This is a genomic window from Lutibacter sp. HS1-25 (assembly GCF_004121075.1).
Lineage (GTDB): Bacteria > Bacteroidota > Bacteroidia > Flavobacteriales > Flavobacteriaceae > Lutibacter.
The window spans coordinates 37,832-59,260 of the sequence record NZ_RHLN01000022.1; the positions used below are offsets into that span (position 1 = coordinate 37,832).

Sequence of the window (21,429 nt, forward strand, 5' to 3'; positions counted from 1 at the left end):
ATATAAAATTGAGTGCTTAAAAGCAGGTTAAAATCTGAATTTAATAAAATATAGATAAAATATTATCAAATATTAAAAATATACACTTAAAATTAATTGATAATCAATTTTAATAATAGTAATTTTGTGTAACACTAAATTAATAACAACTAATTTATACCGCAATGAATGTAAAAGAAATATTAACAAATTTAGAAACAAAACATCCTGGAGAGAAAGAATATCTACAAGCTGTTCATGAAGTTTTAGAATCTATAGAGACCATTTATAATGAAAATCCGCAATACGAATCTGCTAAAATTATAGAACGTTTAGTAGAACCAGATCGTATTTTAACATTTAGAATTTCTTGGGTTGATGATGCCGGAAATGTTCAAGTAAATTTGGGTCATAGAGTACAATTTAACAACGCAATTGGTCCATACAAAGGCGGTATACGTTTACACCCAAGTGTAAATTTAAGTATTTTAAAATTTTTAGGGTTTGAACAAACTTTTAAAAATGCCTTAACTACTTTGCCAATGGGCGGTGGAAAAGGTGGTTCAGATTTTAACCCAAAAGGAAAATCGGATGCTGAAATTATGCGTTTTTGCCAAGCTTTTATGTTAGAATTGTGGCGTTTTATTGGTCCAAATACCGATGTACCTGCTGGTGATATTGGAACTGGAAGTAGAGAAATTGGATTTATGTATGGAATGTATAAAAAATTACAACAAGAAAATTCGGGTGTATTTACTGGTAAAGGTTTAAATTGGGGAGGAAGCTTAATTAGACCAGAGGCTACAGGTTTTGGAGGAACGTATTTTACCAAAGAAATGTTAGAAACCAAAGGCGATACTTTTGAAGGTAAAATTGTTGCCTTATCTGGCTTTGGAAATGTAACTTGGGGTAGTGCTTTAAAAATTACCGAACTGGGTGGTAAAGTAGTTACCATTTCGGGTCCTGATGGTTATGTTTATGACGAAAAAGGATTGGATGCTGATAAAATTGATTACTTGTTGTTTTTAAGAGCTTCAAATAACGATGTTGTTGCGCCTTATGTTGATGAGTTTCCAGAGGCAAAATTTTATCCAGGTGAAAAACCTTGGGGTGTAAAATGTGATATTGCGATGCCTTGTGCCATTCAAAATGAATTGAATGAAGAAGATGCTAAAAAATTAGTAGCAAATGGAACCAAGTATGTTTCTGAAGTTTCTAATATGGGTTGTACGCCTGAAGCTATTGATGTGTTTCACAATGCAAAAATATTATATGCTCCTGGTAAAGCTGTAAATGCTGGTGGAGTAGCAGTTTCTGGTTTGGAAATGTCGCAAAACGCTATGAAATTAAACTGGACAAAAGATGAGGTTGATGCTAAATTACACCAAATTATGCACTTAATTCACAATGCTTGTGTAAAGTATGGTACGCAAGATGATGGTTATGTAAACTATGTAAAAGGTGCAAATATTGCCGGATTTATAAAAGTAGCCGATGCTATGATGGATTTAGGAATTGTGTAAAGTAATATAGATTTAATAAAAAAGGGCTGCAAATTTGCAGCCCTTTTTTTATGATCTTTTGTTAGAAATTACATTCCAATTAAACCCATTACTTTTTTCAAAATTTCAGGATTGTTTTTAATAAAATTCATTGCTGTTTTTGTCAACTCTGGATTTTTTAAAATGTATTCCATTACTTTGTTTTTTGCAGTAGGATTTTTTGCAATTGCACTTGTAATTTGTTTTGTGGTTTCAGGATTGTTTTTTAAAAAATTTATTGTGGTATCACGTAAATCCTTATTACCCAATAATTGCTCTTTTACTTTTGTTTGCACATCTGGTGTTTCAAACAAAGTTTGCATTTGTGTAATGCTTGCATCGCTTACACTTGGTACTTTTATTTTTGTAGGCATAGTTGGCATTGTTTGCGCAGATACCATGCTTGTAAAACCAATAAAAAAGACAATTGATAAAATTGAAAGTGATTTTTTCATAAAATGATTTTTTAGTTATTAAGGTCGCAAAATACAACTATTATTGAAATTTTGAAGTAGTTATAGTTTAAAATAATGTTAATTGACTAAGAGTAAAGTAGTTTGTATTTTAAATAACAGATATTGATTTATATTTGAATTATGTTTGAAGGCATTCCAAATAAAAAAATTATTCACATTGATATGGACGCATTTTACGCTTCTGTAGAGCAATTAGATAACCCTGATTTAAGAGGGAAACCTATTGCTGTTGGTGGAGGTGAAGAGCGAGGTGTAATTGCAGCAGCCAGTTACGAAGCTCGTAAATTTGGCGTACGATCGGCAATGAGTGGTGTGTTGGCAAAAAAGAATTGTCCGCACTTAATTTTTGTAAAGCCTAGATTTGAACGTTACAAAGAGATTTCAAAAAAAATCAGAGCCATTTTTAATGAATATACCAATTTGGTTGAACCTTTGTCTTTAGATGAAGCTTATTTGGATGTAACAGAAAATAAAAAAGGAAATCCTTCAGCAAGTTTAATAGCCAAAGAAATTAGACAACGCATTTTTGATGAATTGCATTTGAATGCTTCCGCAGGTATTTCAAACAGTAAATTTGTGGCTAAAATTGCGTCGGATATTAACAAACCAAACGGACAAAAAACCATTCCGCCAGAAGAAGTAATTGCATTTTTAGAAGATTTGCCTATTGAAAAATTTTATGGAATAGGAAAAGTAACAACCATTAAAATGTACAATTTGGGTATTTTTAAAGGAAGCGATTTAAAACAAAAAACGGAAGCTTTTTTAATTGAACATTTTAAAAATTCAGGCAGTCATTATTACCATATTGTTAGAGGAAATTTGCACAGCGAAGTAAAACCAAACAGAAAAAGAAAATCGGTTGCAGCTGAGCATACTTTTGTGCAAAATTTAACTTCGGAAGTGTTTATGCTTCAGAAGTTGGAAAAAATTTCAGAAGAATTGGAAAAACGATTAATCGCTTCAAAAGTAGCAGGAAAAACCATTACTTTAAAAATAAAATACAGCGATTTCACACTTCAAACACGCAGTAAAACCTTGCCCTATTTTGTAAAAGAAAAAGGAATATTGTTAGAAACAGCCAAAGAATTATTATATCAGGAAAAAATATTAAACTCCGTGCGATTGTTAGGTATTTCAGTCACAAATTTAAATATTCATTCAAAACAAAAACCAGAAAAACCAATTAAAGTACAACTGAAACTGGAGTTTTGATTTGCGAAATCACTATTTTTTTGTTTTTTAATTTACCTAATTAGGTATGATGTAACCTTACTTATTTTACGGTTTTACCGTAAAATTGATTTATAGATATGTTGTAGTATTGTGGTTAAATTGTAAATTTAAAAATATGAAAAAGAGACAAATGAAAAATTATTTTAAAACAGGAATACTTTTAATAGGTATTTCGCTAATGCTATGGAATTGCCAAAAAGAAAATGAATTTCCTTTAGAAAGTTCAAGTACAGAAATTTCTAAAGAAGAGTTATCCAAAAAAAAATCAGGCAAAGATGCTAATGAAATTAATAAAGCAAAACTATGGTTTGAGCAAAATAGTGAATTGAATGAGTTTAATATGCTGGAAGTTACCAAGACAATTGATTGGGAATATGCTTTTGTATCAAAAAAAAAATGGAAATGTAGCTATTGAAGTTCCTTTAATACTAAATGAGGATATAAATGTTGGTCATAAAGATTATCAAGAGTTAAAAACATTTAATAAATTGTTATTGATACCTTCAAAAAAAGACGTTGGTGAATACGAAAGTTTTATTGTTAATATTTTACAATTTAATAGTTTAAAAGGTTTTAATAACAGGTCTTCTGAATTAAATTATTTTAAGATGCCTAAAAATTTTGACGGATTAATCACTGTGATAGATAATAAGAATATTATTGTTGAAAGAAATAAATTTAAATTAAGTAAGTTAGTACAGCTCAATAATGAGAATAAAATTTTAAGAAAAGATTACGATAAAAATACAGAATATACTTGTCTTCTTTATGGTGAATGGCAAAGTGATGGTACTTTTAAAGCAATGGGAATAGTAACTTGCTATGCCTCTGGAACAGGAGGTATAAATCCCCCAAATTATGCTGATTCAAATCCTGATGATTAAAGTGGACAAGGAGGAAGTGGGGGAACTAGTCCAGAAAACAATGGTTGTGGTTCTGGGTATATTCCAGGTCCTGATGGAGGTTGTATTCCTAAACCTGATAAAATTATTAATGAACTTACTGGTAAAGCATTGTGTGCTTATGAAAATCTTATTAAGTCTGGAATAGGAAATACTCATAATTTAATAACAGAGCTTTTTATTGAATTTGGTGAAGGAAATATTGGTGATGATGATCTTACATTTATAATGTCAGATAATTTGCTTATTAATGTTGGTGGGAATACATATTGGGATAAAATTAATCCAAATCAATATGAAATTCATATTAACTCTAAACTTTTAAATACTTTGTCCTCAATTGAATATGCAGCGATAATTATACATGAGATTGCACATGCTTCATTAAAAAAACACTTTTATAATTCAAATGGAACATTTGAAGAATTGTATCAAAAGTATCTTGAATTGAATAACTTAGTAGATTATGGTCATAATATTATGGAAGATAGATTTATTAATAGAATGGCAACTGTTTTATATAATTATGACCCTACAATTTTTCCATATTTTGATGATTATGTAATTTTAGCGTCTCAAGGTGTTTATGATTTACCGACTATTGATTATACATTATTAGAACAAATTAAAACAATAGCAAGAACTAATGAAAAAATTTGTGAATAAAATTAAACGGTTTAAATATATTTTAGCCTCTGTTTTATTGATTATTGTTGTTTTAACAGCAGTTTATTTAAATCAAAAAAGAACTGAAATGTATGTCATTTTTGATAGTGATTTTTCAAATTGCACTAATGTTAAAGATTCTTATAAAAAAATGTTTTTTGTTGTTTGTGATGGAGATAAAACAATCCTTTTTTTAAAAAAAGACGATATTCCTTCAAAAACTAAAAATATAGGGTTCTTAAATAAATTAAATATAATTTCAACAGAAGAGTTGTTTGAAAAATTTTACAGCGAACCTTTTGAAAGTGATAAGAATAATCCTAAAAAAGTTAATATGTTTCTTATAATTAAAAATGAAACAAGTAAACAAATTGAAATTATCCCAGTGAGAATAATGCAAGATATATCTGGAGGTTACATAATCAATTAACCAAAATTCACTTTATAAAGTGAAAAAAATCAACAAGAATCTTAGGTTAAAATGCAAACAACAACATATGTAAAAAACAGCAACATAAGTACAAATTATAAAACTTGTACTTATGTTGCTGTTTTAAACTCCGTTCGTTTGTTAGGAATTTCAGTCACAAATTTGAATATTCATTCAAAACAAAAACCAGAAAAACCAATTAAAGTACAACTGAAACTGGAGTTTTGATTTAAGAAAGTGAAGTCTTTCTTAAATCAATCAACATTTGTAATTTACCCCACAACAACATCGTGCACCATGGCGTGATTTCCGTTATTCCATTCGGTTAAAATATCGGTAGCAACAGCAGCGCCACTTCCGGCAGCAATGGCAAACTGACTTCTCCAACCTGCAATTACACCGGCAACATAAATGCCTTCGGTTACTTTGTGATTGGTATTTTTAAGCATTATTTTTTCCTTTTCAACAGGCATTGATGTGTGTGGTTGTACAAATTGCATCAAACCTTTAATGTTAAATAAGTTGGATGGCGTTGTAGCAATTACAATATTTTTAGAGGTATAGGTATTTTTATTGCTAATAACAGTAATATTGTTTTCATTTTGCTGAATTTCAACCACCATTTCATTGGGTATTTGTACAATATGCGGATAAAGTTCGGTTAATTGTGCAACGCCTTCAGTTAAAATATCAGCGCCTTTGGTTCCTTTTTTAAAACCCAATACATTGTTTAATTCGGCATTTTGCAAAGCAGAAGCTTTTTGATGTGTAATAATTCCTACTTTTTTATCTTTTGCAAACGGTTTTATAATAGCTGACCCCAAAATTAAAGCGCAAGACAAACCTGCTGCGCTGCCTCCAATAATTAATGTGTTAAAAGAATTCATTTTTTTTAAAATTATTTATGAAACAATCCCTGAATATTTGATGCAAATAATTTAACGGCAATTGCCAACAATATAACACCAAATACTTTTCTTAAAATATTGATACCTGTTTTACCAAGAATGTGTTCAATTTTTGAAGATGTTCTTAAAACTATGTACATAAAAACCATGTTTATAACAATGGCAATTACAATGTTAATAGTTGCATACTCAGCTCTTAGTGATAAAATAGTTGTTAAACTTCCTGGTCCGGCAATTAATGGAAATGCCAATGGAAAAACAGAAGCTGTCATTGGGCTGGTTTCCTCTTCCTTATACAACGAAATTCCTAAAATCATTTCCAAAGCCAAAAAAAACAGGATAAAAGCACCTGCAACAGCAAAAGAATTTACATCAATACCAATTAAATTTAAAATACTTTTTCCTAAAAATAAAAAAGCAATCATAATTAAACCAGCAATAATAGATGCTTTTTCTGAATGGATATGGCCAACTTTTGTACGTAAATCAATAATAATAGGAATGTTTCCAATAATATCAATTACTGCAAAAAGGATCATTACAGCAGTTACAATTTCTTTAAAATTTATTTCCATTTGAAGTTTTTTTTAACCGATTGTAAATTTAACCAAACGTTAATTATTTTTTATCAAAAGTACTATAAAATAGTTTAATTTTGCTGCATGTTTCAATTAGGAAAAACCATAGTTTCAGAAGATATTATAGAAAAGGAATTTGTCTGTAATTTAAATGCCTGTAAAGGTAAATGCTGTATTGATGGAGAAGCAGGAGCTCCATTAGAAGAAAACGAACTTCAAATATTGTTGGATATTTATCCACTTGTAAAACCATTTTTAAGACCCGAAGGTATTGCGGCTATTGAAGATCAAGGACTTTTTGTAACCAATGAAGGTGAATACGAAACCACTTTAATTGACGAAAAAGATTGTGCTTATGTGATTTTTGATGAAAAAAATACGGCGAAATGTGGTATTGAAGAAGCTTACAACCAAGGAAAAATAAAGTGGAAAAAACCAATTTCTTGTCATTTATATCCTGTGCGAATTATGGATTACAGCGAATTTTCAGCAGTAAATTACCATAAATGGCCAATTTGTGACGATGCTTGTGCTTTGGGAAAAGAATTACAAGTACCAGTTTATAAATTTGTAAAAGAAGCTTTAATTCGCAAATTTGGTAAAAATTGGTATGCAGAATTAGAAACTGTAGCTGAAAATTATAAAAAATAAACCAAAGGATTTTAAATCTTTTTTTAAAAATTTTAATATTAAAAGCACCATATTTTGTGCTTTTTTTTGATTTTAAGTTGCTGCAAAAATACGCAATAAAACCAACTTGCGAGCAATTTTTAACATTTGTAATGTGTTGAAATTCAATATTTAAGACTAATTAATCGTTTGTTTAGGATTCGAAAAAATGTTAAGAACTTATAGGCAATTGTGAATAAGTGACCTTTTTTTATCTCCAATTTTTTTCAATCTTTGTTTTTCTCGTTTCAACCAAAATTTTACGAAAAACTAACTAAAAAAACTCGCAATTAATGTCGTTTATAGAACCTATTTTACAAGAAAATAAAGATCGATTTGTTATTTTCCCTATTCAACACCAAGATATTTGGGAGTGGTATAAAAAACAAGAAGCAAGTATTTGGACTGCTGAAGAAATTGATTTGCATCAAGATGTAATTGATTGGGAGAAAAAATTAAACGATGAAGAGCGTTATTTTATAAAACATATTTTAGCATTTTTTGCTGCTTCTGATGGTATTGTGAATGAAAATTTAGCCGAAAATTTTGTGAGTGAAGTTCAGTATTCTGAAGCTAAATTCTTCTACGGTTTTCAAATAATGATGGAAAACATTCATTCTGAAGTGTACTCATTGTTAATTGATACTTATGTAAAAAATGAAGTTGAAAAAAACGAATTATTTAAAGCTATTGAAGTTTTTCCGGCCATTAAATTAAAGGCTGATTGGGCTTTAAAATGGATTGAAAGTCCAAGTTTTGCAGAGCGTTTAATTGCTTTTGCAGCTGTTGAAGGTATTTTCTTTTCAGGAAGTTTTTGTGCTATTTTTTGGATGAAAAAACGCGGATTGTTACCAGGTTTAACATTTTCTAACGAATTAATTTCTCGTGATGAAGGTTTACATTGCGATTTTGCAGTGCATTTACACAACAATCACATTGTAAATAAAGTGCCAAAAGCACGTATTACTGAAATTATTGTGGATGCTTTAGATATTGAGCGTAAATTTATAACAGAGTCATTACCAGTAAGTTTAATTGGTATGAATGCAAAATTAATGACACAATATTTAGAATTTGTTACCGACAGATTGTTAATGGAATTTGGTTGTGATTCAGTTTACAACGTTTCAAATCCGTTCGATTTTATGGAAATGATTTCATTAGAAGGTAAAACAAATTTCTTCGAAAAACGTGTTTCTGAATACCAAAAAGCGGGTGTAAAAAGCGGCACAGGAACAGGAGAAATTAGCTTTGATGCAGATTTTTAAGATGTACGATTTCTGATTTAAGATTTACGAATTAGAAATAACTACAAGTATTTTTATGGAAAAGATTTTAAAAAAACGAACTAAACAGTTTGCATTAGATTGTTGGAATCTATGTTCAAGATTCCCAAAAACAAGAGAATACGATGCTTATTGTAGACAATTAATAAGATGTTCAAGTTCGGTTGGTGCAAATTATAGAGCTGCTTGTAGGGCAAAATCAACAGCAGATTTTATTAATAAGCTAAAAATTGTTGAAGAAGAAGCTGATGAAAGTATGTATTTTTTAGAATTGTTTGAAGCAATTAATTCTGAAAATCAAAATCAAATTAAAAATTTAATAAAAGAAGCGAATGAATTAGTTTCAATTATTGTTGCTTCGATTAATACATTGAGAAGTAGATCTTAAATCAAAAAATAGAGAGAATCAGAAATTTATAGCGATGTGCCCCAATCGTAAATCATAAATCTAAAATCGTAAATTAACTTATGTTTGTACTAAAAAGAGACGGAAGAAAAGAGCCTGTGATGTTTGATAAAATCACATCCAGGGTAAGAAAAATGTGTTATGGCCTTAATCAATTGGTAGATCCAGTAAAGGTTGCTATGCGTGTAATTGAAGGTTTGTATGATGGTGTTACAACGTCTGAGTTGGATAATTTAGCCGCTGAAACTGCTGCAACTATGACTGTTCAGCATCCAGATTATGCAAAGCTTGCCGCACGTATTGCTGTTTCTAACTTGCATAAAAATACCAAAAAAACTTTTAGTGATGTAATGACGGATTTATACAATTATATAAATCCGCGTACGGGTCAAAAAGCACCATTGTTATCTGATGAGGTTTATAAAGTCATTATGGAAAATGCTGCAACATTAGATTCAACCATAATTTATAACCGCGATTTTGGATACGATTATTTTGGATTTAAAACCTTAGAGCGTTCGTACTTGTTGAAATTAAATGGTGAAATTGCCGAGCGTCCGCAGCATATGTTAATGCGTGTTGCCATTGGTATTCATTTAAATGATATTGAAGAAGCTATTGAGACGTACGAATTAATGTCTAAAAAAATATTTACACACGCCACACCAACTTTATTCAATTCGGGTACACCAAAACCTCAAATGTCTTCATGCTTTTTATTGCAAATTCAGGAAGATAGCATAGACGGGATTTATGATACTTTAAAACAAACTGCAAAAATTTCGCAATCGGCTGGTGGTATTGGTTTGTCTATTCACAATGTACGTGCAACGGGTTCTTATATTAGGGGTACAAACGGTACTTCAAACGGAATTATTCCAATGCTAAAAGTGTATAATGATACTGCACGTTATGTAGATCAAGGTGGAGGAAAACGCAAAGGTTCTTTTGCCATTTATATGGAACCTTGGCACGCCGATGTTTTTAACTTTTTAGACTTGCGTAAAAACACAGGTGCTGAAGAAATGCGTGCGCGTGATTTGTTTTACGCTATGTGGATTTCAGATTTGTTTATGAAACGTGTGGAAGAAAATGGAGACTGGACTTTGATGTGTCCTAATGAATGTCCAAATTTATACAATGTTTATGGTGAAGAATTTGAAGCACTTTATACAAGTTATGAAAAGGCAGGAAAAGGAAGAAAAACCATCAAAGCACGTGAGTTGTGGGAAAAGATTTTAGAGGCGCAAATTGAAACAGGAAATCCTTATATGTTGTATAAAGATGCTGCCAATCGCAAATCAAATCAAAAAAATTTAGGAACCATTCGCTCATCAAACTTGTGTACCGAAATTATGGAATACACAGCCAAAGACGAGGTGGCTGTTTGTAACTTGGCATCTATTGCCATTCCTATGTTTGTTGAAGAAAATAAAGATGGTAAGAAGTTTTTCAACCATAAAAAACTATTTAAAGTAACTAAAAAAATAACCCGAAATTTAGATACGGTAATTGATCGTAATTATTATCCGGTAAAAGAAGCTGAAAATTCAAACTTGCGTCACAGGCCAATTGGTTTGGGAATTCAAGGTTTGGCTGATGCTTTTATTATGTTGCGTATGCCTTTTACCAGTGATGAAGCTAAAAAGTTAAACCAAGAAATATTTGAAACTATTTATTTTGCGGCGGTAACTTCATCAATGGAAATGGCAAAAGCAAAAGAACCATATTCAACATTTAAAGGCTCGCCAATGTCTCAGGGCGAATTTCAGTTTAATATGTGGGGTGTTTCAGAAGACGATTTAAGTGGACGTTGGGATTGGAGTTCTTTGCGCAAAGAAGTTGTAAAAAATGGGGTAAGAAATTCATTATTAGTAGCGCCAATGCCAACAGCATCCACCTCACAAATTTTAGGAAATAATGAAGCTTTTGAACCTTATACCTCTAACATTTATACACGTAGAGTATTAAGTGGCGAATTTATTGTAGTTAACAAACATTTATTAGAAGATTTGGTTGAATTGAATTTATGGAACAACGAAATGAAAGAAAGCATTATGCGTGCCAACGGTTCTATTCAACACATAGATATTATTCCGCAGGAATTAAAAGATTTGTATAAAACAGTGTGGGAAATGAGTATGAAAGATATTATAGATATGTCGCGCCAACGTGGATATTTTATAGATCAATCACAATCGTTAAACTTGTTTATGCAAGACGCCAATTATGCTAAATTAACCTCTATGCATTTTTACGCTTGGAAAAGCGGTTTAAAAACAGGAATGTATTATTTAAGAACAAAAAGTGCGGTAAATGCAATTCAATTTACAGTTTCTAAAGAAAAGAAAATTGAAGATGCACCTTTAACTCCAGAAGCGTTAAAAGCCATGCTAATCGCTTCGCAAAATAATCCAGACGATTGCGAGATGTGTGGTTCGTAAGGAATACTTAAATCGACCCGAGAAAAGAGTCCTAGCATTGTTAAATCAATGTTAGGACTCTTTTTTTAGGAGAAAGTCTTATATTTATTCGTATTTTTGGGGCTATTAATTCTAAAAACATGACCAATCATTAACTAAAAAAAAGGCTGTTTTTGGGAATTTAATAAATAAAATTATGGGAGATATTTACATTTTAATGCTTGTTGCTTTAACAGTTTTAGCAATTATTGATTTGGTAGTAGGAGTTAGTAATGATGCGGTAAACTTTTTAAATTCGGCAATAGGTTCAAAGGCAATTCCAATAAAATGGATTTTGATTATAGCCAGTGCGGGTGTTGCTATTGGCGCTATAACATCAAGTGGAATGATGGAAGTTGCCAGAAAAGGAATTTTCAATCCAAGTGAATTTTATTTCGATGAAATCATGTACATTTTTATGGCAGTTATGATAACAGATATCTTGTTATTAGATATTTTTAACTCCTTAGGAATGCCAACTTCAACAACGGTTTCTATTGTATTTGAATTGTTAGGAGCAGCCGTTGCAATGGCGCTGATTAAAATTTCAAATAACGATAGCGAAACATTAGCAAGTTTAGGAAAATACATCAATTCAGAAAAAGCCTTGTTAATTATTTCGGGTATTTTACTCTCTGTTTTTATCGCTTTTACCATAGGAGCATTGGTTCAATTTATATCAAGGTTAATCTATTCTTTTCATTTTGAAAAACGAAAAAGTTACGTAAATGCTTTATTTGGTGGTTTTGCCATTACTGCAATTACGTATTTTATTTTTGTAAAAGGACTAAAAGGAACCCCTTTTTATGGAAGTATAAAACATTTAATTGAAGGCAGAACTTATGAAATTATAATTTATGGTTTTGTTTTTTGGACCCTTTTATCGCAAGTTTTAATTGCGTTGTTTAAAGTAAATATTTTAAAAGTTATTATTGTAATTGGTACTTTTTCATTGGCAATGGCTTTTGCAGGAAACGATTTGGTAAATTTTGTAGGTGTACTAATTGCAGCCTGGAATTCATATCAAGAATGGACCATTTCTGGAGTTGCTGCCAGCGAATTTTCTATGGGTGTTTTGGCGCAAAAAGTACCTTCAAATCCGTGGTTGTTATTTATTGCAGGAATGATTATGGTGGTAACATTGTGGTTTTCAAAAAAAGCAAAATCGGTTATAGAAACAGGTATTAATTTATCTAGGCAAGGTGATGGGCACGAGAAATTTCAACCAAATGTAGTGTCTAGAACCGTTGTAAGAGGTGCTATTTTGGTAAGTGATGGTGTTTCAAAAATAATTCCATCAAGCACTTTAAAATGGGTAGATACTAAATTTCAAAAACCAGTTGTAAGTCTTCCAAAAGACAAATCGTACGAACTGCCTGCTTTTGATATGGTACGTGCATCGGTAAATTTATTTGTTGCTGGTATTTTAATTTCTATAGGTACTTCATTAAAATTACCCTTATCAACAACCTATGTTACATTTATGGTTGCTATGGGTACCTCATTAGCCGATAGAGCTTGGGGAAGAGAAAGCGCCGTTTATAGAGTTGCTGGTGTTTTTAATGTAATTGGAGGCTGGTTTTTAACCGCATTATCTGCTTTTGTAGTGGCAGCTGTTTTTGCTTATATTATTTATTTAGGTGGCATTGTTTCGGTTGCAATTTTATTGATACTTGTATTGTTTTTATTAGGAAGAAGTTCGGTTAGACATACCAAAAAAGCGAAAGAGAAAAAAGAAAAACGTTATATGGAACGTGCTGAATTAATAACTATTAATGAAGTTATTACTGAAAGTTCTGATCATATTGCTGAAGTTGTAAAGCGTGTAAACAAATTATTTACCAATGTGGTAGAAGATTTAGCAGCACACGATTTAAATAAATTATCTAAAACAGACAAACACGTTAAAAAATTAAATGTTGAAGTAAATGAACTAAAAGAAGATGTTTTTTACTTTATCAAATCGCTCGACGAAGCTTCTGTTAAAGCAAGTAGATTTTATATTTTAGTGTTGGGTTATTTGCAAGATATTACACAATCTATTGAGTATATTTCTACCACAAGTTACAAACACGTTAATAACAATCACAAAAATTTAAAAGCTTCTTCTATAAGCGATTTAAAAGAAATTAATGAAAAATTAAAAAAATTATTTGGTCAAATTGAAAAGGATTTTACCGATAGAAATTTTAGTAATTTAAATGAAATTATAGATGCTAAACAAGAGATTTTTGACCATGTTTCAGAATCTATAGACAAGCAAATTGCACGCGTTAGAACCGAAGAATCTAGTCCTAAAAATTCAACCTTGTATTTTGGAATTTTACTGGAAACCAAAGATTTAATTGCAGCTTTAATGAGTTTGTTACAATTGTATCAAGAATTTCAGATTAATGATAGTAAAAAATAATGCCTATTAAGTGTACGGTATTCAGTTGCAGTTTATTGTAGTTGATAGGTCGTTAGGCAGTATTCATAAATTAAGTAAAAACGCCAAATTATTAAATTCAATAATTTGGCGTTTTTGTTTAGTAAAAAAATACTAAATTTAAACTTCAAAAAATTGCATCTTAAAAACACAGCTACGCTATCTTTTAGCAAATATTTAATGAAAAAGATTTATTAATTCAACCTCAATTATGACCAAAATGCAAAACAGTGTAATGTACTTGTTTGTAACATTTGCATTATTTATTTTTTTAACATCTTGTAAATCAGTAAACCCTTATGTAAAATATAATTATTTTAACGGTGCTACTTTTATAAACGACACGTTGAATATTTCTACTGAATTATTTGGAGATATAAAGTATCATCCGATAAAAAGAAAAGAGATAAAAATGAAAATTCGTGGGATAAAAGAATTAAAGTGCAAGGATTTATTAGTATATGGTACAACTTATATTTCTCCTTATTATGACTTACTTCTTTTTTATAACACCCAAAATAAGCAGATTACTGATAGCGTAAAAACAACTGTTTTGTTAAAAGATACACTTAAAAACCGTATTCTAATAAAAAAAAGTTTAGACAATAAAAATGTTTTTCTCTACTTAAAATCAGTTAAAACTCAAAAAACAAATGTGCCTTTAATATTAGATGCAGAAAATATTATTAGTAATGTAAGGTTCGATACATTAGCAAAATCTCAATTGACTTATGCTAATATTTTTAATGAACACAAGGATATTGATAACTATCTTCTTGTTAAAAATAAGTTTGAGACAGCACCTATCAAATCAACCGATAGATCCGATTGGGATAAATTTCAATACCTCGCCACAGTACTTTCTCATGATGCTTCAAACAAAGAACTAAAAGCACTTTTAGACGATTTTGAAGTTAAAAGAAGGGCTTATTTTCAACCAAAAATAGACAGCTTAATGGCTATTGAAGAGGGTATTACGTTGGGTGAAAGTGCTGTAATTCAAAAGTTAAAAGAGCTATCAAAAAATGAGCAGATTTTTATGTTGAATGAAAATCATTGGTATCCAAATCACCGAATTTTAGCAACCAAGTTATTAGCCCCACTAAAAGAAAATGGCTATACCTATTTAGCCATTGAAGCACTTTCACAAGGTCAAGATTCCTTATTAATTAGTGATAAAAATACCAAAATAGAAGGTGCTAAAAACTACCCAACTAAAAATACTGGTTATTATACAAGAGAGCCTTATTTTGGGAACTATATTCGGGAAGCATTGCGTTTGGGTTATAAATTAATTGGTTACGAATATGAAGGTGTAGGAGATCGAGAAGTTGTTCAAGCTAACAATATTAAAAAGATATTGGATAATGATTCCAATGCAAAAATAGTTGTTTACGCAGGTCTTGATCATATTTATGAAGATAGTTCAGGAAGAGGTAGAAGAATGGCTTCCTATTTTAAAGAGTTTACGGGTATAAATCCACTTACAGTAGATCAAACCCATTTATTTGGCAATGCTAAAAGCGAATTGGCATTATTTAATATTGATTTGTTTGAAGGTGATAAAAAATTAAATACCAACGTAGATTATCTTTTAATTAATGATATCAACTCAAGCCTTGATGCGGTTTTTGATGAAGAAACAATGGCAGATTTTTCAATAGTTGAAAAGGAATTGAATACCTATTTAAATGAAGAAATCTTAGTGTCTGTTTTTTATAAAGAAGAATACGCCAAATATAAATCAGCGAGTGTTCCTATTTTAAATAAAATAATAAACATAACAAGTAAGCAAATAGATTTGCGTTTACCTATTGGTGAATACTATTTAAAAATTAGAGATGTAAATGACAATACAATTTTGTTAAAAGAAATAATAGTTGATAATTTACAATAAACAACTTGCCACCTATGTAAAATCTGTAATTTTACAGTTGCAAAAACCATATATAAACCCATTAATAATAATTAAAATACAATGATAAAAGATAGCATTGAAAATCAGGAAATCTACAAATGTTTAAGTGCAAAAATTGAAAAAGCCTTTGATTATATCAAAAACACAGATTTATCACAAACTGATTTAGGAAAATATGAAATTGACAGTGATGAAATTTTTGCAATTGTAATGGAATACGAAACCAAAGACAAAAGCGAAAGTAAAATTGAAGGACATCATAAATATATTGATCTTCAATATATGATATCTGGAACCGAATATGTAGGACTTAAAACATTGACAAATGAAGTACCTGTTGAGGTTAATACAGACAATGATTGTGATTTCTATGAAATAGATTCAGATTTTGTTAGGTTTGACGCTGGAATGTTTATGATATTTTTTCCACACGATTTACATATGCCAGGAATATGTTTAAATCAGGTTTCTAAAGTAAAAAAAGTAGTAATAAAAATTAAGGTATAAAAAACTACTTGTTGCTTATATTAATAAAAAAATAAAAAAATGAAGTTTAAAGCAGTTATATTTGATTTAGATGGCACACTGGTTAATTCGCTTCAAGACATTGCAGATTCTATGAATGTGGTTCTTGAAAGCTATAATTACCCTACGCATAGTTATGAAGCATATATAAATTTTATAGGTAGCGGAATTAGAAGTCTTGTAAGTAAAGCACTACCAATAAATAACAATAACGAAAAACATATTGATACTTGTTTCAATAAAATGATTGAAGTATATCGCGATAATTGTACTTGTAAAACAAAACCATATGAAGGAATTGTAGCATTGCTTGACAACCTAATTGCACGCAATTTTAAACTAAGTGTATTGTCAAATAAGTCTGATGAGTTTACAAAAAAAATTATAGCTTCTTTACTGCCTAATTATTTTGATCCTGTAAGGGGTTTAACTATTGAAGCACTTAAAAAACCAAATCCTTTTGGTGCTATAGAAATAAGTAAAGACTTAAACATAAAACCTGAAGAAATAATTTACATAGGAGATTCTGGAATTGATATGCAAACAGCAACCAATGCAAATATGTTTGCAGTTGGTGTATTATGGGGCTTTGGTTCAAAAGAAGAATTGATTTCAAATGGTGCAAAATATCTATTGAGCAATCCTTCAGATTTGATTCAAATTTTATAATTCTTAAAATAATTTGCTTAAAAGCTCCTTTTTTAAGGAGCTTTTTTATTTTACCATTTATATGTAAGTTTACGAGTATCTAATTTAAAGACTATGTTTAGAAAAATTTCGTTTATCCTTTTTTTGGTGCTACTAGGCTATGCGCTATTGCTAAATCCAAATTTTAAAACCATTGCAGCAGGGATCGCCATTTTGTTATTTGGTATGATTTTGCTTGAGCAAGGTTTTAAGGTTTTTACAAAAGGGTTTTTAAGAAATATTCTAAAAAAAGTAACAAACAAATTATATAAAAGTATTACCGTTGGCGCTATTGTAACGGCAATTTTAAACTCAAGCTCGCTAGTTTCGGTTATTACCATTTCGTTTATTAGTGCAGGTTTAATAAGCTTATCGGGCGGTATAGGATTGATTTTTGGAGCAAATATAGGTTCAACCGCAACCTCATGGTTGGTCGCAGCTTTTGGGTTAAAAATTAACATTGCTACTTTGGCAATGCCTATGTTGGTATTTGGACTCATTTTTTCATTTCAAAAAAAGGAAGCTTTAAAAGGCCTTGGAAATGTATTGGCTGGTTTAGGATTCTTTTTCCTAGGTATTTTCTTTATGAAAGACGGATTTGATGTTTTTAGTGAAAGTATTGACTTAACCAAGTATGCAATACCAGGTTTTTTAGGGATACTTGTTTATACGGGTTTGGGAATTGTTTTAACCACCATTTTACAATCTAGTGCTGCAACTATGGCTTTGGTGCTTACAGCTTTGGCTGCAGGTCAAATTGAATATGAAAATGCTTTAGCCCTTGCAATTGGGGCTAATATTGGTACTACTATAACTGCAATTTTAGGGGCAATAGGTTCTAATATTGCAGGAAAAAGATTGGCAGCAGCGCACGTTATTTTTAATTTAACCACTGCTATTTTTGCCATTGTATTTTTAAAATACATTGGCAATGTTGTAAATTATTTGTCAACTGTTTTTGGAATTTCACAAACAGATTATACCTTAAAATTGGCTTTGTTTCATACAGTATTTAATGTTTTTGGAGTGCTGTTAATGATTCCTTTTATCAAAAAATTAGAAGTGCTTTTAATTAAATTTTTTAAAGAAAAAGAGCAAACAGATATTGATAAACCAAAGTTTTTAAACGAAGCTGTTTTAAAGTTTCCAAGTGCTACAATTTATGCTTTAACTGAAGAAACGAAGCACCTTTACAAACATACTATTTTTGAAATTGTTACCCACGGTTTGCATATTCATAGAGATGATATAAAATCTGATCAAAAAATTAAAAAAGTAATTGCAAAGTCTCATGAAGCTATGGAAATTGATGTTGAAGAATTGTATTATAAAAAAGTAAAATCTATTTATAGCGAAATTTTAAAATATGCTTCAACAGCCCAAAAAAGTCAGGATCTTAACGAAAAATTGAACAATAAAATTACCGATATCAAAATTGCCAATCGTAAAATGGTTGAAATTGTAAAAGACGTTAAAGAGCTTAATAAAAATGTAACTTTTGCTTTAAATCAGGACAATAAATATTTAATTGCAGAGTATGATGCTTTTAGAAAAATGGTGGTTAAAGTGCTTCGTGTTATTTACTTATTTAGAACCCAAGATGACGAAAAGTATGCACATAAATTGGCCGAATTAAAAAAGGAAGCGAAGGAAAATGTTAAAAAAAATAACAATGTAATAGACAAGTTAATTCGTAAAAATTTAATTACTGCCGAAATGGCTTCATCGTTATTTAACGACTATTTTAACGTAAATGACCTTGTTAAATTGTTAATTGATGTTGCTGAAATTTTGTACGAAAACAAAGATGACCTTTTTGAAAATAATGGGTTTTTAAAAGAAACAACTGTTAAATAATAAACAATTTGTAAATTTTTTATTGATTGTGTTTTACTTTTCGAAGTACTCTAATAGCTTCTTTGTATTTAATGTAGGTAGATTTATCGTCTAATTCTTTTAAATATATTTTGGTTTCCAACAATTTGTTATAAGAATTCGGAATTTCATTTAAAGCACAAATCATATAATTGGTTGGTAATTCTTGTAAATCAATGCGTTCAATTTCAGTCAATGGTGCTTTCTTTTTTAATTTATCAAGTATTACATTGCAATTGTTAAAAACGTGGTGTAATATGTATTTGTCAAATTTTGGGGGTTGAAATAAAAATTCTGTGGCAATATCTAGCTTTCCGTTTTCTTTAAAATGAAAAACTGTTTTTTCGAGCGGATAATAATCAAAGTGTTCTTTAATTTTTAAAAAAACATATTCGGTTATTCTAAATGAATTATTGTTGAATTCAATTTTAACTTCATCTAAAGAAGAATAAAATAAACGTACTTGCTCGTTAATCAATTCAATATCTACCCTTGAATAAAATATTTTACCACCAACTTTTTTCTTTTTTCCTGCCCAGCACAATACAAACTGCTCGTTAAAAACCTTGTAAGTTGGGTGGTATTCAGCTTTGTGTTGTTTCATAAAATCAAAAACACCATCTAAGGTCATTTCAATATTATTGCTTGCATTTTTTTCTAAGGCTTCAACCAAATCTTTGTTTGTACTTTTCAATTCATATTTGCCCAAAGTAGACATTGAATTGCTGCCTCTTCTAAAAAAAACTTTGCCTTTTACATATTTCCAAATTCCTTTTTTAAGAGATGTTACACTGTTTATGGGTTCAATGGTTATAAGCCCTATTACTTTATGCCTTTGAAGTGTGGGAAAAGAAATGTTTTCGTACTGAATTTTTGGTGGATTATGTAAATAAGCATTTACTAAATTCTGAATTTTACTATCATCAAAAAAATCGACTCCAATAAGTCCATTGGTCTGATCTTCAACGCCAATAACAACATAGGCATTGTTTTCTGGATTTGAATTGGATAAGGCACAAATAATTTTTAAAAACTTGGCTTTTCCTTCTTTACTTTCTAAAGTAATTTTTTGCTTTTTGTCGTAAAAGCTGTTTTCATCATTATAAGCCAATAAATTTTTAACTAAAAGTCGCTTGTTAATCATGGTTGTTTAAAATTCTTTATTCAAAATAGTAGCACTGGCTTGCGCCGTTGGGTAGACCACCAAATCTTCAATATTTACGTGTATCGGCCTAGAAATTACAAAATAAATAATTTCAGCAATGTCTTGTGCTTGCAGTGCATCAAAACCTTTGTACACATTTTTTGCTTTTTCTTTATCACCTTTAAAACGCACTTCTGAAAACTCAGTTTCTACAGCTCCAGGATGAATTGCTGCAACCCGAATGTTGTGTTTGTTTAAATCTATTCGCATAGCCTTGTTTAAAGCGTTTACAGCGTGTTTTGATGCGCAATAAACATTTCCGTTAGGATACACTTCTTTTCCGGCTATAGAACCAATATTTACAATAAAACCATTGTTTTTTTCAACCATTTGTGGAATGATTGCTTTTGAAACATACAACAAACCTTTTACGTTGATATCCATCATAGCATCCCAATCATCTAAACTACCATCTTGGATAGCACTTAGTCCGTGTGCATTACCTGCATTGTTGATTAAAATATCAATATTTTTAAATTCCTTAGGAAGTGAAGCAATAGCTTTAAACACTTCTTCTTTATCGCTAACATCAAATTGTAAGGTGGTAACATTTGTTAATTTACTAAGTGTTAATTGTAATTCGGTCAATCTTTCGCTGCGTCTTCCACATAAAATAAGGTTGATATTGTTTTTTGCAAAAATTTCGGCGGTAGCTTTTCCAATTCCTGAGGTAGCACCTGTTATAAAGGCTGTTTTTGTGTTCATTTTTTAGTTGCTAGTATTTAGGATCGGGCTTTTATAAGATTTGTGCGACTGGAAAATCGGAGATTTTTCGGACGTAGCAAATCGATTGTTTAATGTTTGTCAGTTCGTTATTTAGTTTAAAAGTAAGCATAAATTTTATGAGTTGTTGCCGGTAGTACTTTATGCTACTTTGAATTCTCCCTCGTTCATTTCTATACTGAATTTCACATTAGCTTTCAAAGCTTTAAAGACTTTCAAAATTGTCTCAATTGTAACATTTCTCGTATTTCTCTCAAGTTTTGATATTTGAGATTTTTGGACTCCAATTAATTCTCCTAATTGTTCTTGTGTTAGATGTCTTTCTTTTCTTACAGATTTTATCATATCTCCAAGAATTTCAATTTTTAAATCAAACTCATATTTGTCTCTTTCAATTGTTCCAACTTCTCCAAGATGTTTATCTTTAAGTTGGTCTAAACTCATCATTTTCATTTTTTTATTAGTTTCCATTTTCTAAAGTTTTTTTTGATTAAAATATTCCTCTCTCAATTTTTCAGCTTTCTCAATAT

Annotated in this window: 22 protein-coding genes; 16 read left to right on the top strand and 6 right to left on the bottom strand. The window is 30.2% G+C overall.

Features of this window, described 5'->3' with window-relative positions; all coding sequences use genetic code 11:
• The first annotated feature begins 164 nt into the window (after positions 1-164).
• Complete coding sequence (gdhA, locus tag EC396_RS09425) at positions 165-1,502, top strand: NADP-specific glutamate dehydrogenase (RefSeq protein WP_129366456.1); 1,338 nt, start codon at positions 165-167, stop codon at positions 1,500-1,502.
• Between the two features lie 68 nt (positions 1,503-1,570).
• Here the strand turns inward: gdhA and EC396_RS09430 are convergent, their stop codons facing one another.
• The gene (locus EC396_RS09430) at positions 1,571-1,975 is read right to left on the bottom strand and encodes a hypothetical protein (RefSeq protein ID WP_129366457.1); all 405 of its coding nucleotides are present in this window, start codon (positions 1,973-1,975) and stop codon (positions 1,571-1,573) included.
• Between the two features lie 141 nt (positions 1,976-2,116).
• Between EC396_RS09430 and dinB the strand changes: the two genes are divergently transcribed.
• The 6 genes from dinB to EC396_RS17860 all read left to right on the top strand — a co-directional run bounded on the left by dinB (position 2,117) and on the right by EC396_RS17860 (position 5,458).
• Positions 2,117-3,211 (top strand): DNA polymerase IV, encoded by a 1,095-nt coding sequence (gene dinB / locus EC396_RS09435; protein WP_129366458.1) that lies wholly within the window; start codon positions 2,117-2,119, stop codon positions 3,209-3,211.
• A gap of 136 nt (positions 3,212-3,347) precedes the next feature.
• Positions 3,348-3,647: a hypothetical protein gene (locus EC396_RS09440; RefSeq protein WP_129366459.1), complete on the top strand. Its 300-nt coding sequence runs from the start codon at positions 3,348-3,350 to the stop codon at positions 3,645-3,647.
• Positions 3,562-4,116 carry a hypothetical protein gene (locus tag EC396_RS09445; RefSeq protein WP_129366460.1) on the top strand — a complete coding sequence of 185 codons (555 nt, stop codon included), beginning with the start codon at positions 3,562-3,564 and terminating at the stop codon, positions 4,114-4,116. Before EC396_RS09440 ends, EC396_RS09445 begins: the two co-directional genes overlap by 86 nt.
• A 129-nt stretch (positions 4,117-4,245) precedes the next feature.
• Positions 4,246-4,800: a SprT-like domain-containing protein gene (locus EC396_RS09450; protein ID WP_129366461.1), complete on the top strand. Its 555-nt coding sequence runs from the start codon at positions 4,246-4,248 to the stop codon at positions 4,798-4,800.
• Complete coding sequence (locus EC396_RS09455; protein WP_129366462.1) at positions 4,793-5,230, top strand: hypothetical protein; 438 nt, start codon at positions 4,793-4,795, stop codon at positions 5,228-5,230. Before EC396_RS09450 ends, EC396_RS09455 begins: the two co-directional genes overlap by 8 nt.
• Before the next feature lie 51 nt (positions 5,231-5,281).
• Positions 5,282-5,458, top strand: coding sequence for a hypothetical protein (locus EC396_RS17860; RefSeq protein WP_164975235.1), 177 nt, complete (start codon positions 5,282-5,284; stop codon positions 5,456-5,458).
• Positions 5,459-5,502: 44 nt separating this feature from the next.
• On the opposite strand, the gene EC396_RS09460 is transcribed toward EC396_RS17860, so the two are convergent.
• Positions 5,503-6,117 (bottom strand): FAD-dependent oxidoreductase, encoded by a 615-nt coding sequence (locus EC396_RS09460; RefSeq protein ID WP_129366463.1) that lies wholly within the window; start codon positions 6,115-6,117, stop codon positions 5,503-5,505.
• A gap of 11 nt (positions 6,118-6,128) precedes the next feature.
• Complete coding sequence (locus tag EC396_RS09465; RefSeq protein WP_129366464.1) at positions 6,129-6,713, bottom strand: MarC family protein; 585 nt, start codon at positions 6,711-6,713, stop codon at positions 6,129-6,131.
• An 87-nt stretch (positions 6,714-6,800) separates the two neighbouring features.
• Between EC396_RS09465 and EC396_RS09470 the strand changes: the two genes are divergently transcribed.
• The 9 genes from EC396_RS09470 to EC396_RS09510 all read left to right on the top strand — a co-directional run bounded on the left by EC396_RS09470 (position 6,801) and on the right by EC396_RS09510 (position 18,954).
• Positions 6,801-7,367 carry a DUF3109 family protein gene (locus EC396_RS09470; protein ID WP_129366465.1) on the top strand — a complete coding sequence of 189 codons (567 nt, stop codon included), beginning with the start codon at positions 6,801-6,803 and terminating at the stop codon, positions 7,365-7,367.
• Positions 7,368-7,678: 311 nt separating this feature from the next.
• Complete coding sequence (locus EC396_RS09475; protein WP_129366466.1) at positions 7,679-8,653, top strand: ribonucleotide-diphosphate reductase subunit beta; 975 nt, start codon at positions 7,679-7,681, stop codon at positions 8,651-8,653.
• Between the two features lie 55 nt (positions 8,654-8,708).
• On the top strand, positions 8,709-9,059 hold the full coding sequence (locus EC396_RS09480) for a four helix bundle protein (protein ID WP_129366467.1): 351 nt from the start codon (positions 8,709-8,711) through the stop codon (positions 9,057-9,059).
• 80 nt (positions 9,060-9,139) lie between these two features.
• On the top strand, positions 9,140-11,521 hold the full coding sequence (locus tag EC396_RS09485) for a ribonucleoside-diphosphate reductase subunit alpha (RefSeq protein WP_129366468.1): 2,382 nt from the start codon (positions 9,140-9,142) through the stop codon (positions 11,519-11,521).
• 175 nt (positions 11,522-11,696) lie between these two features.
• Positions 11,697-13,949, top strand: a complete 2,253-nt coding sequence (locus EC396_RS09490) for an inorganic phosphate transporter (RefSeq protein ID WP_129366469.1) — start codon at positions 11,697-11,699, stop codon at positions 13,947-13,949.
• A gap of 238 nt (positions 13,950-14,187) precedes the next feature.
• Positions 14,188-15,864: a hypothetical protein gene (locus EC396_RS09495; RefSeq protein WP_129366470.1), complete on the top strand. Its 1,677-nt coding sequence runs from the start codon at positions 14,188-14,190 to the stop codon at positions 15,862-15,864.
• Between the two features lie 81 nt (positions 15,865-15,945).
• Positions 15,946-16,392, top strand: a complete 447-nt coding sequence (locus EC396_RS09500) for a YhcH/YjgK/YiaL family protein (protein ID WP_129366471.1) — start codon at positions 15,946-15,948, stop codon at positions 16,390-16,392.
• A gap of 39 nt (positions 16,393-16,431) precedes the next feature.
• Positions 16,432-17,079, top strand: coding sequence for an HAD family hydrolase (locus tag EC396_RS09505; RefSeq protein WP_129366472.1), 648 nt, complete (start codon positions 16,432-16,434; stop codon positions 17,077-17,079).
• Between the two features lie 93 nt (positions 17,080-17,172).
• Entirely contained in the window at positions 17,173-18,954 is a 1,782-nt protein-coding gene (locus EC396_RS09510; protein WP_129366473.1) for a Na/Pi cotransporter family protein, read from the top strand.
• Between the two features lie 19 nt (positions 18,955-18,973).
• On the opposite strand, the gene EC396_RS09515 is transcribed toward EC396_RS09510, so the two are convergent.
• From EC396_RS09515 to EC396_RS09525, 3 genes are all read right to left on the bottom strand, one after another.
• Positions 18,974-20,116, bottom strand: a complete 1,143-nt coding sequence (locus EC396_RS09515; protein WP_129366474.1) for an ATP-binding protein — start codon at positions 20,114-20,116, stop codon at positions 18,974-18,976.
• Between the two features lie 6 nt (positions 20,117-20,122).
• The gene (locus tag EC396_RS09520) at positions 20,123-20,881 is read right to left on the bottom strand and encodes an SDR family NAD(P)-dependent oxidoreductase (protein WP_129366475.1); all 759 of its coding nucleotides are present in this window, start codon (positions 20,879-20,881) and stop codon (positions 20,123-20,125) included.
• Positions 20,882-21,040: 159 nt separating this feature from the next.
• Positions 21,041-21,370: a helix-turn-helix domain-containing protein gene (locus tag EC396_RS09525; protein WP_129366476.1), complete on the bottom strand. Its 330-nt coding sequence runs from the start codon at positions 21,368-21,370 to the stop codon at positions 21,041-21,043.
• Positions 21,371-21,429: the final 59 nt, after the last annotated feature.

Excerpts from the sequence above, each read along its gene's own strand:
- EC396_RS09525 (WP_129366476.1), bottom strand. The coding sequence starts at position 21,370 with ATGGAAACTAATAAAAAAATGAAAATGATGAGTTTAGACCAACTTAAA.
- EC396_RS09445 (WP_129366460.1), top strand. The coding sequence starts at position 3,562 with ATGAGTTTAATATGCTGGAAGTTACCAAGACAATTGATTGGGAATATG.
- EC396_RS09485 (WP_129366468.1), top strand. The coding sequence starts at position 9,140 with ATGTTTGTACTAAAAAGAGACGGAAGAAAAGAGCCTGTGATGTTTGAT.
- EC396_RS09490 (WP_129366469.1), top strand. The coding sequence starts at position 11,697 with ATGGGAGATATTTACATTTTAATGCTTGTTGCTTTAACAGTTTTAGCA.
- EC396_RS09430 (WP_129366457.1), bottom strand. The coding sequence starts at position 1,975 with ATGAAAAAATCACTTTCAATTTTATCAATTGTCTTTTTTATTGGTTTT.
- EC396_RS09480 (WP_129366467.1), top strand. The coding sequence starts at position 8,709 with ATGGAAAAGATTTTAAAAAAACGAACTAAACAGTTTGCATTAGATTGT.
- EC396_RS09470 (WP_129366465.1), top strand. The coding sequence starts at position 6,801 with ATGTTTCAATTAGGAAAAACCATAGTTTCAGAAGATATTATAGAAAAG.
- EC396_RS09515 (WP_129366474.1), bottom strand. The coding sequence starts at position 20,116 with ATGATTAACAAGCGACTTTTAGTTAAAAATTTATTGGCTTATAATGAT.
- EC396_RS09500 (WP_129366471.1), top strand. The coding sequence starts at position 15,946 with ATGATAAAAGATAGCATTGAAAATCAGGAAATCTACAAATGTTTAAGT.
- gdhA (WP_129366456.1), top strand. The coding sequence starts at position 165 with ATGAATGTAAAAGAAATATTAACAAATTTAGAAACAAAACATCCTGGA.
- EC396_RS09465 (WP_129366464.1), bottom strand. The coding sequence starts at position 6,713 with ATGGAAATAAATTTTAAAGAAATTGTAACTGCTGTAATGATCCTTTTT.
- EC396_RS09460 (WP_129366463.1), bottom strand. The coding sequence starts at position 6,117 with ATGAATTCTTTTAACACATTAATTATTGGAGGCAGCGCAGCAGGTTTG.
- EC396_RS17860 (WP_164975235.1), top strand. The coding sequence starts at position 5,282 with ATGCAAACAACAACATATGTAAAAAACAGCAACATAAGTACAAATTAT.
- EC396_RS09440 (WP_129366459.1), top strand. The coding sequence starts at position 3,348 with ATGAAAAAGAGACAAATGAAAAATTATTTTAAAACAGGAATACTTTTA.
- EC396_RS09495 (WP_129366470.1), top strand. The coding sequence starts at position 14,188 with ATGCAAAACAGTGTAATGTACTTGTTTGTAACATTTGCATTATTTATT.
- EC396_RS09520 (WP_129366475.1), bottom strand. The coding sequence starts at position 20,881 with ATGAACACAAAAACAGCCTTTATAACAGGTGCTACCTCAGGAATTGGA.
- EC396_RS09510 (WP_129366473.1), top strand. The coding sequence starts at position 17,173 with ATGTTTAGAAAAATTTCGTTTATCCTTTTTTTGGTGCTACTAGGCTAT.
- EC396_RS09505 (WP_129366472.1), top strand. The coding sequence starts at position 16,432 with ATGAAGTTTAAAGCAGTTATATTTGATTTAGATGGCACACTGGTTAAT.
- dinB (WP_129366458.1), top strand. The coding sequence starts at position 2,117 with ATGTTTGAAGGCATTCCAAATAAAAAAATTATTCACATTGATATGGAC.
- EC396_RS09475 (WP_129366466.1), top strand. The coding sequence starts at position 7,679 with ATGTCGTTTATAGAACCTATTTTACAAGAAAATAAAGATCGATTTGTT.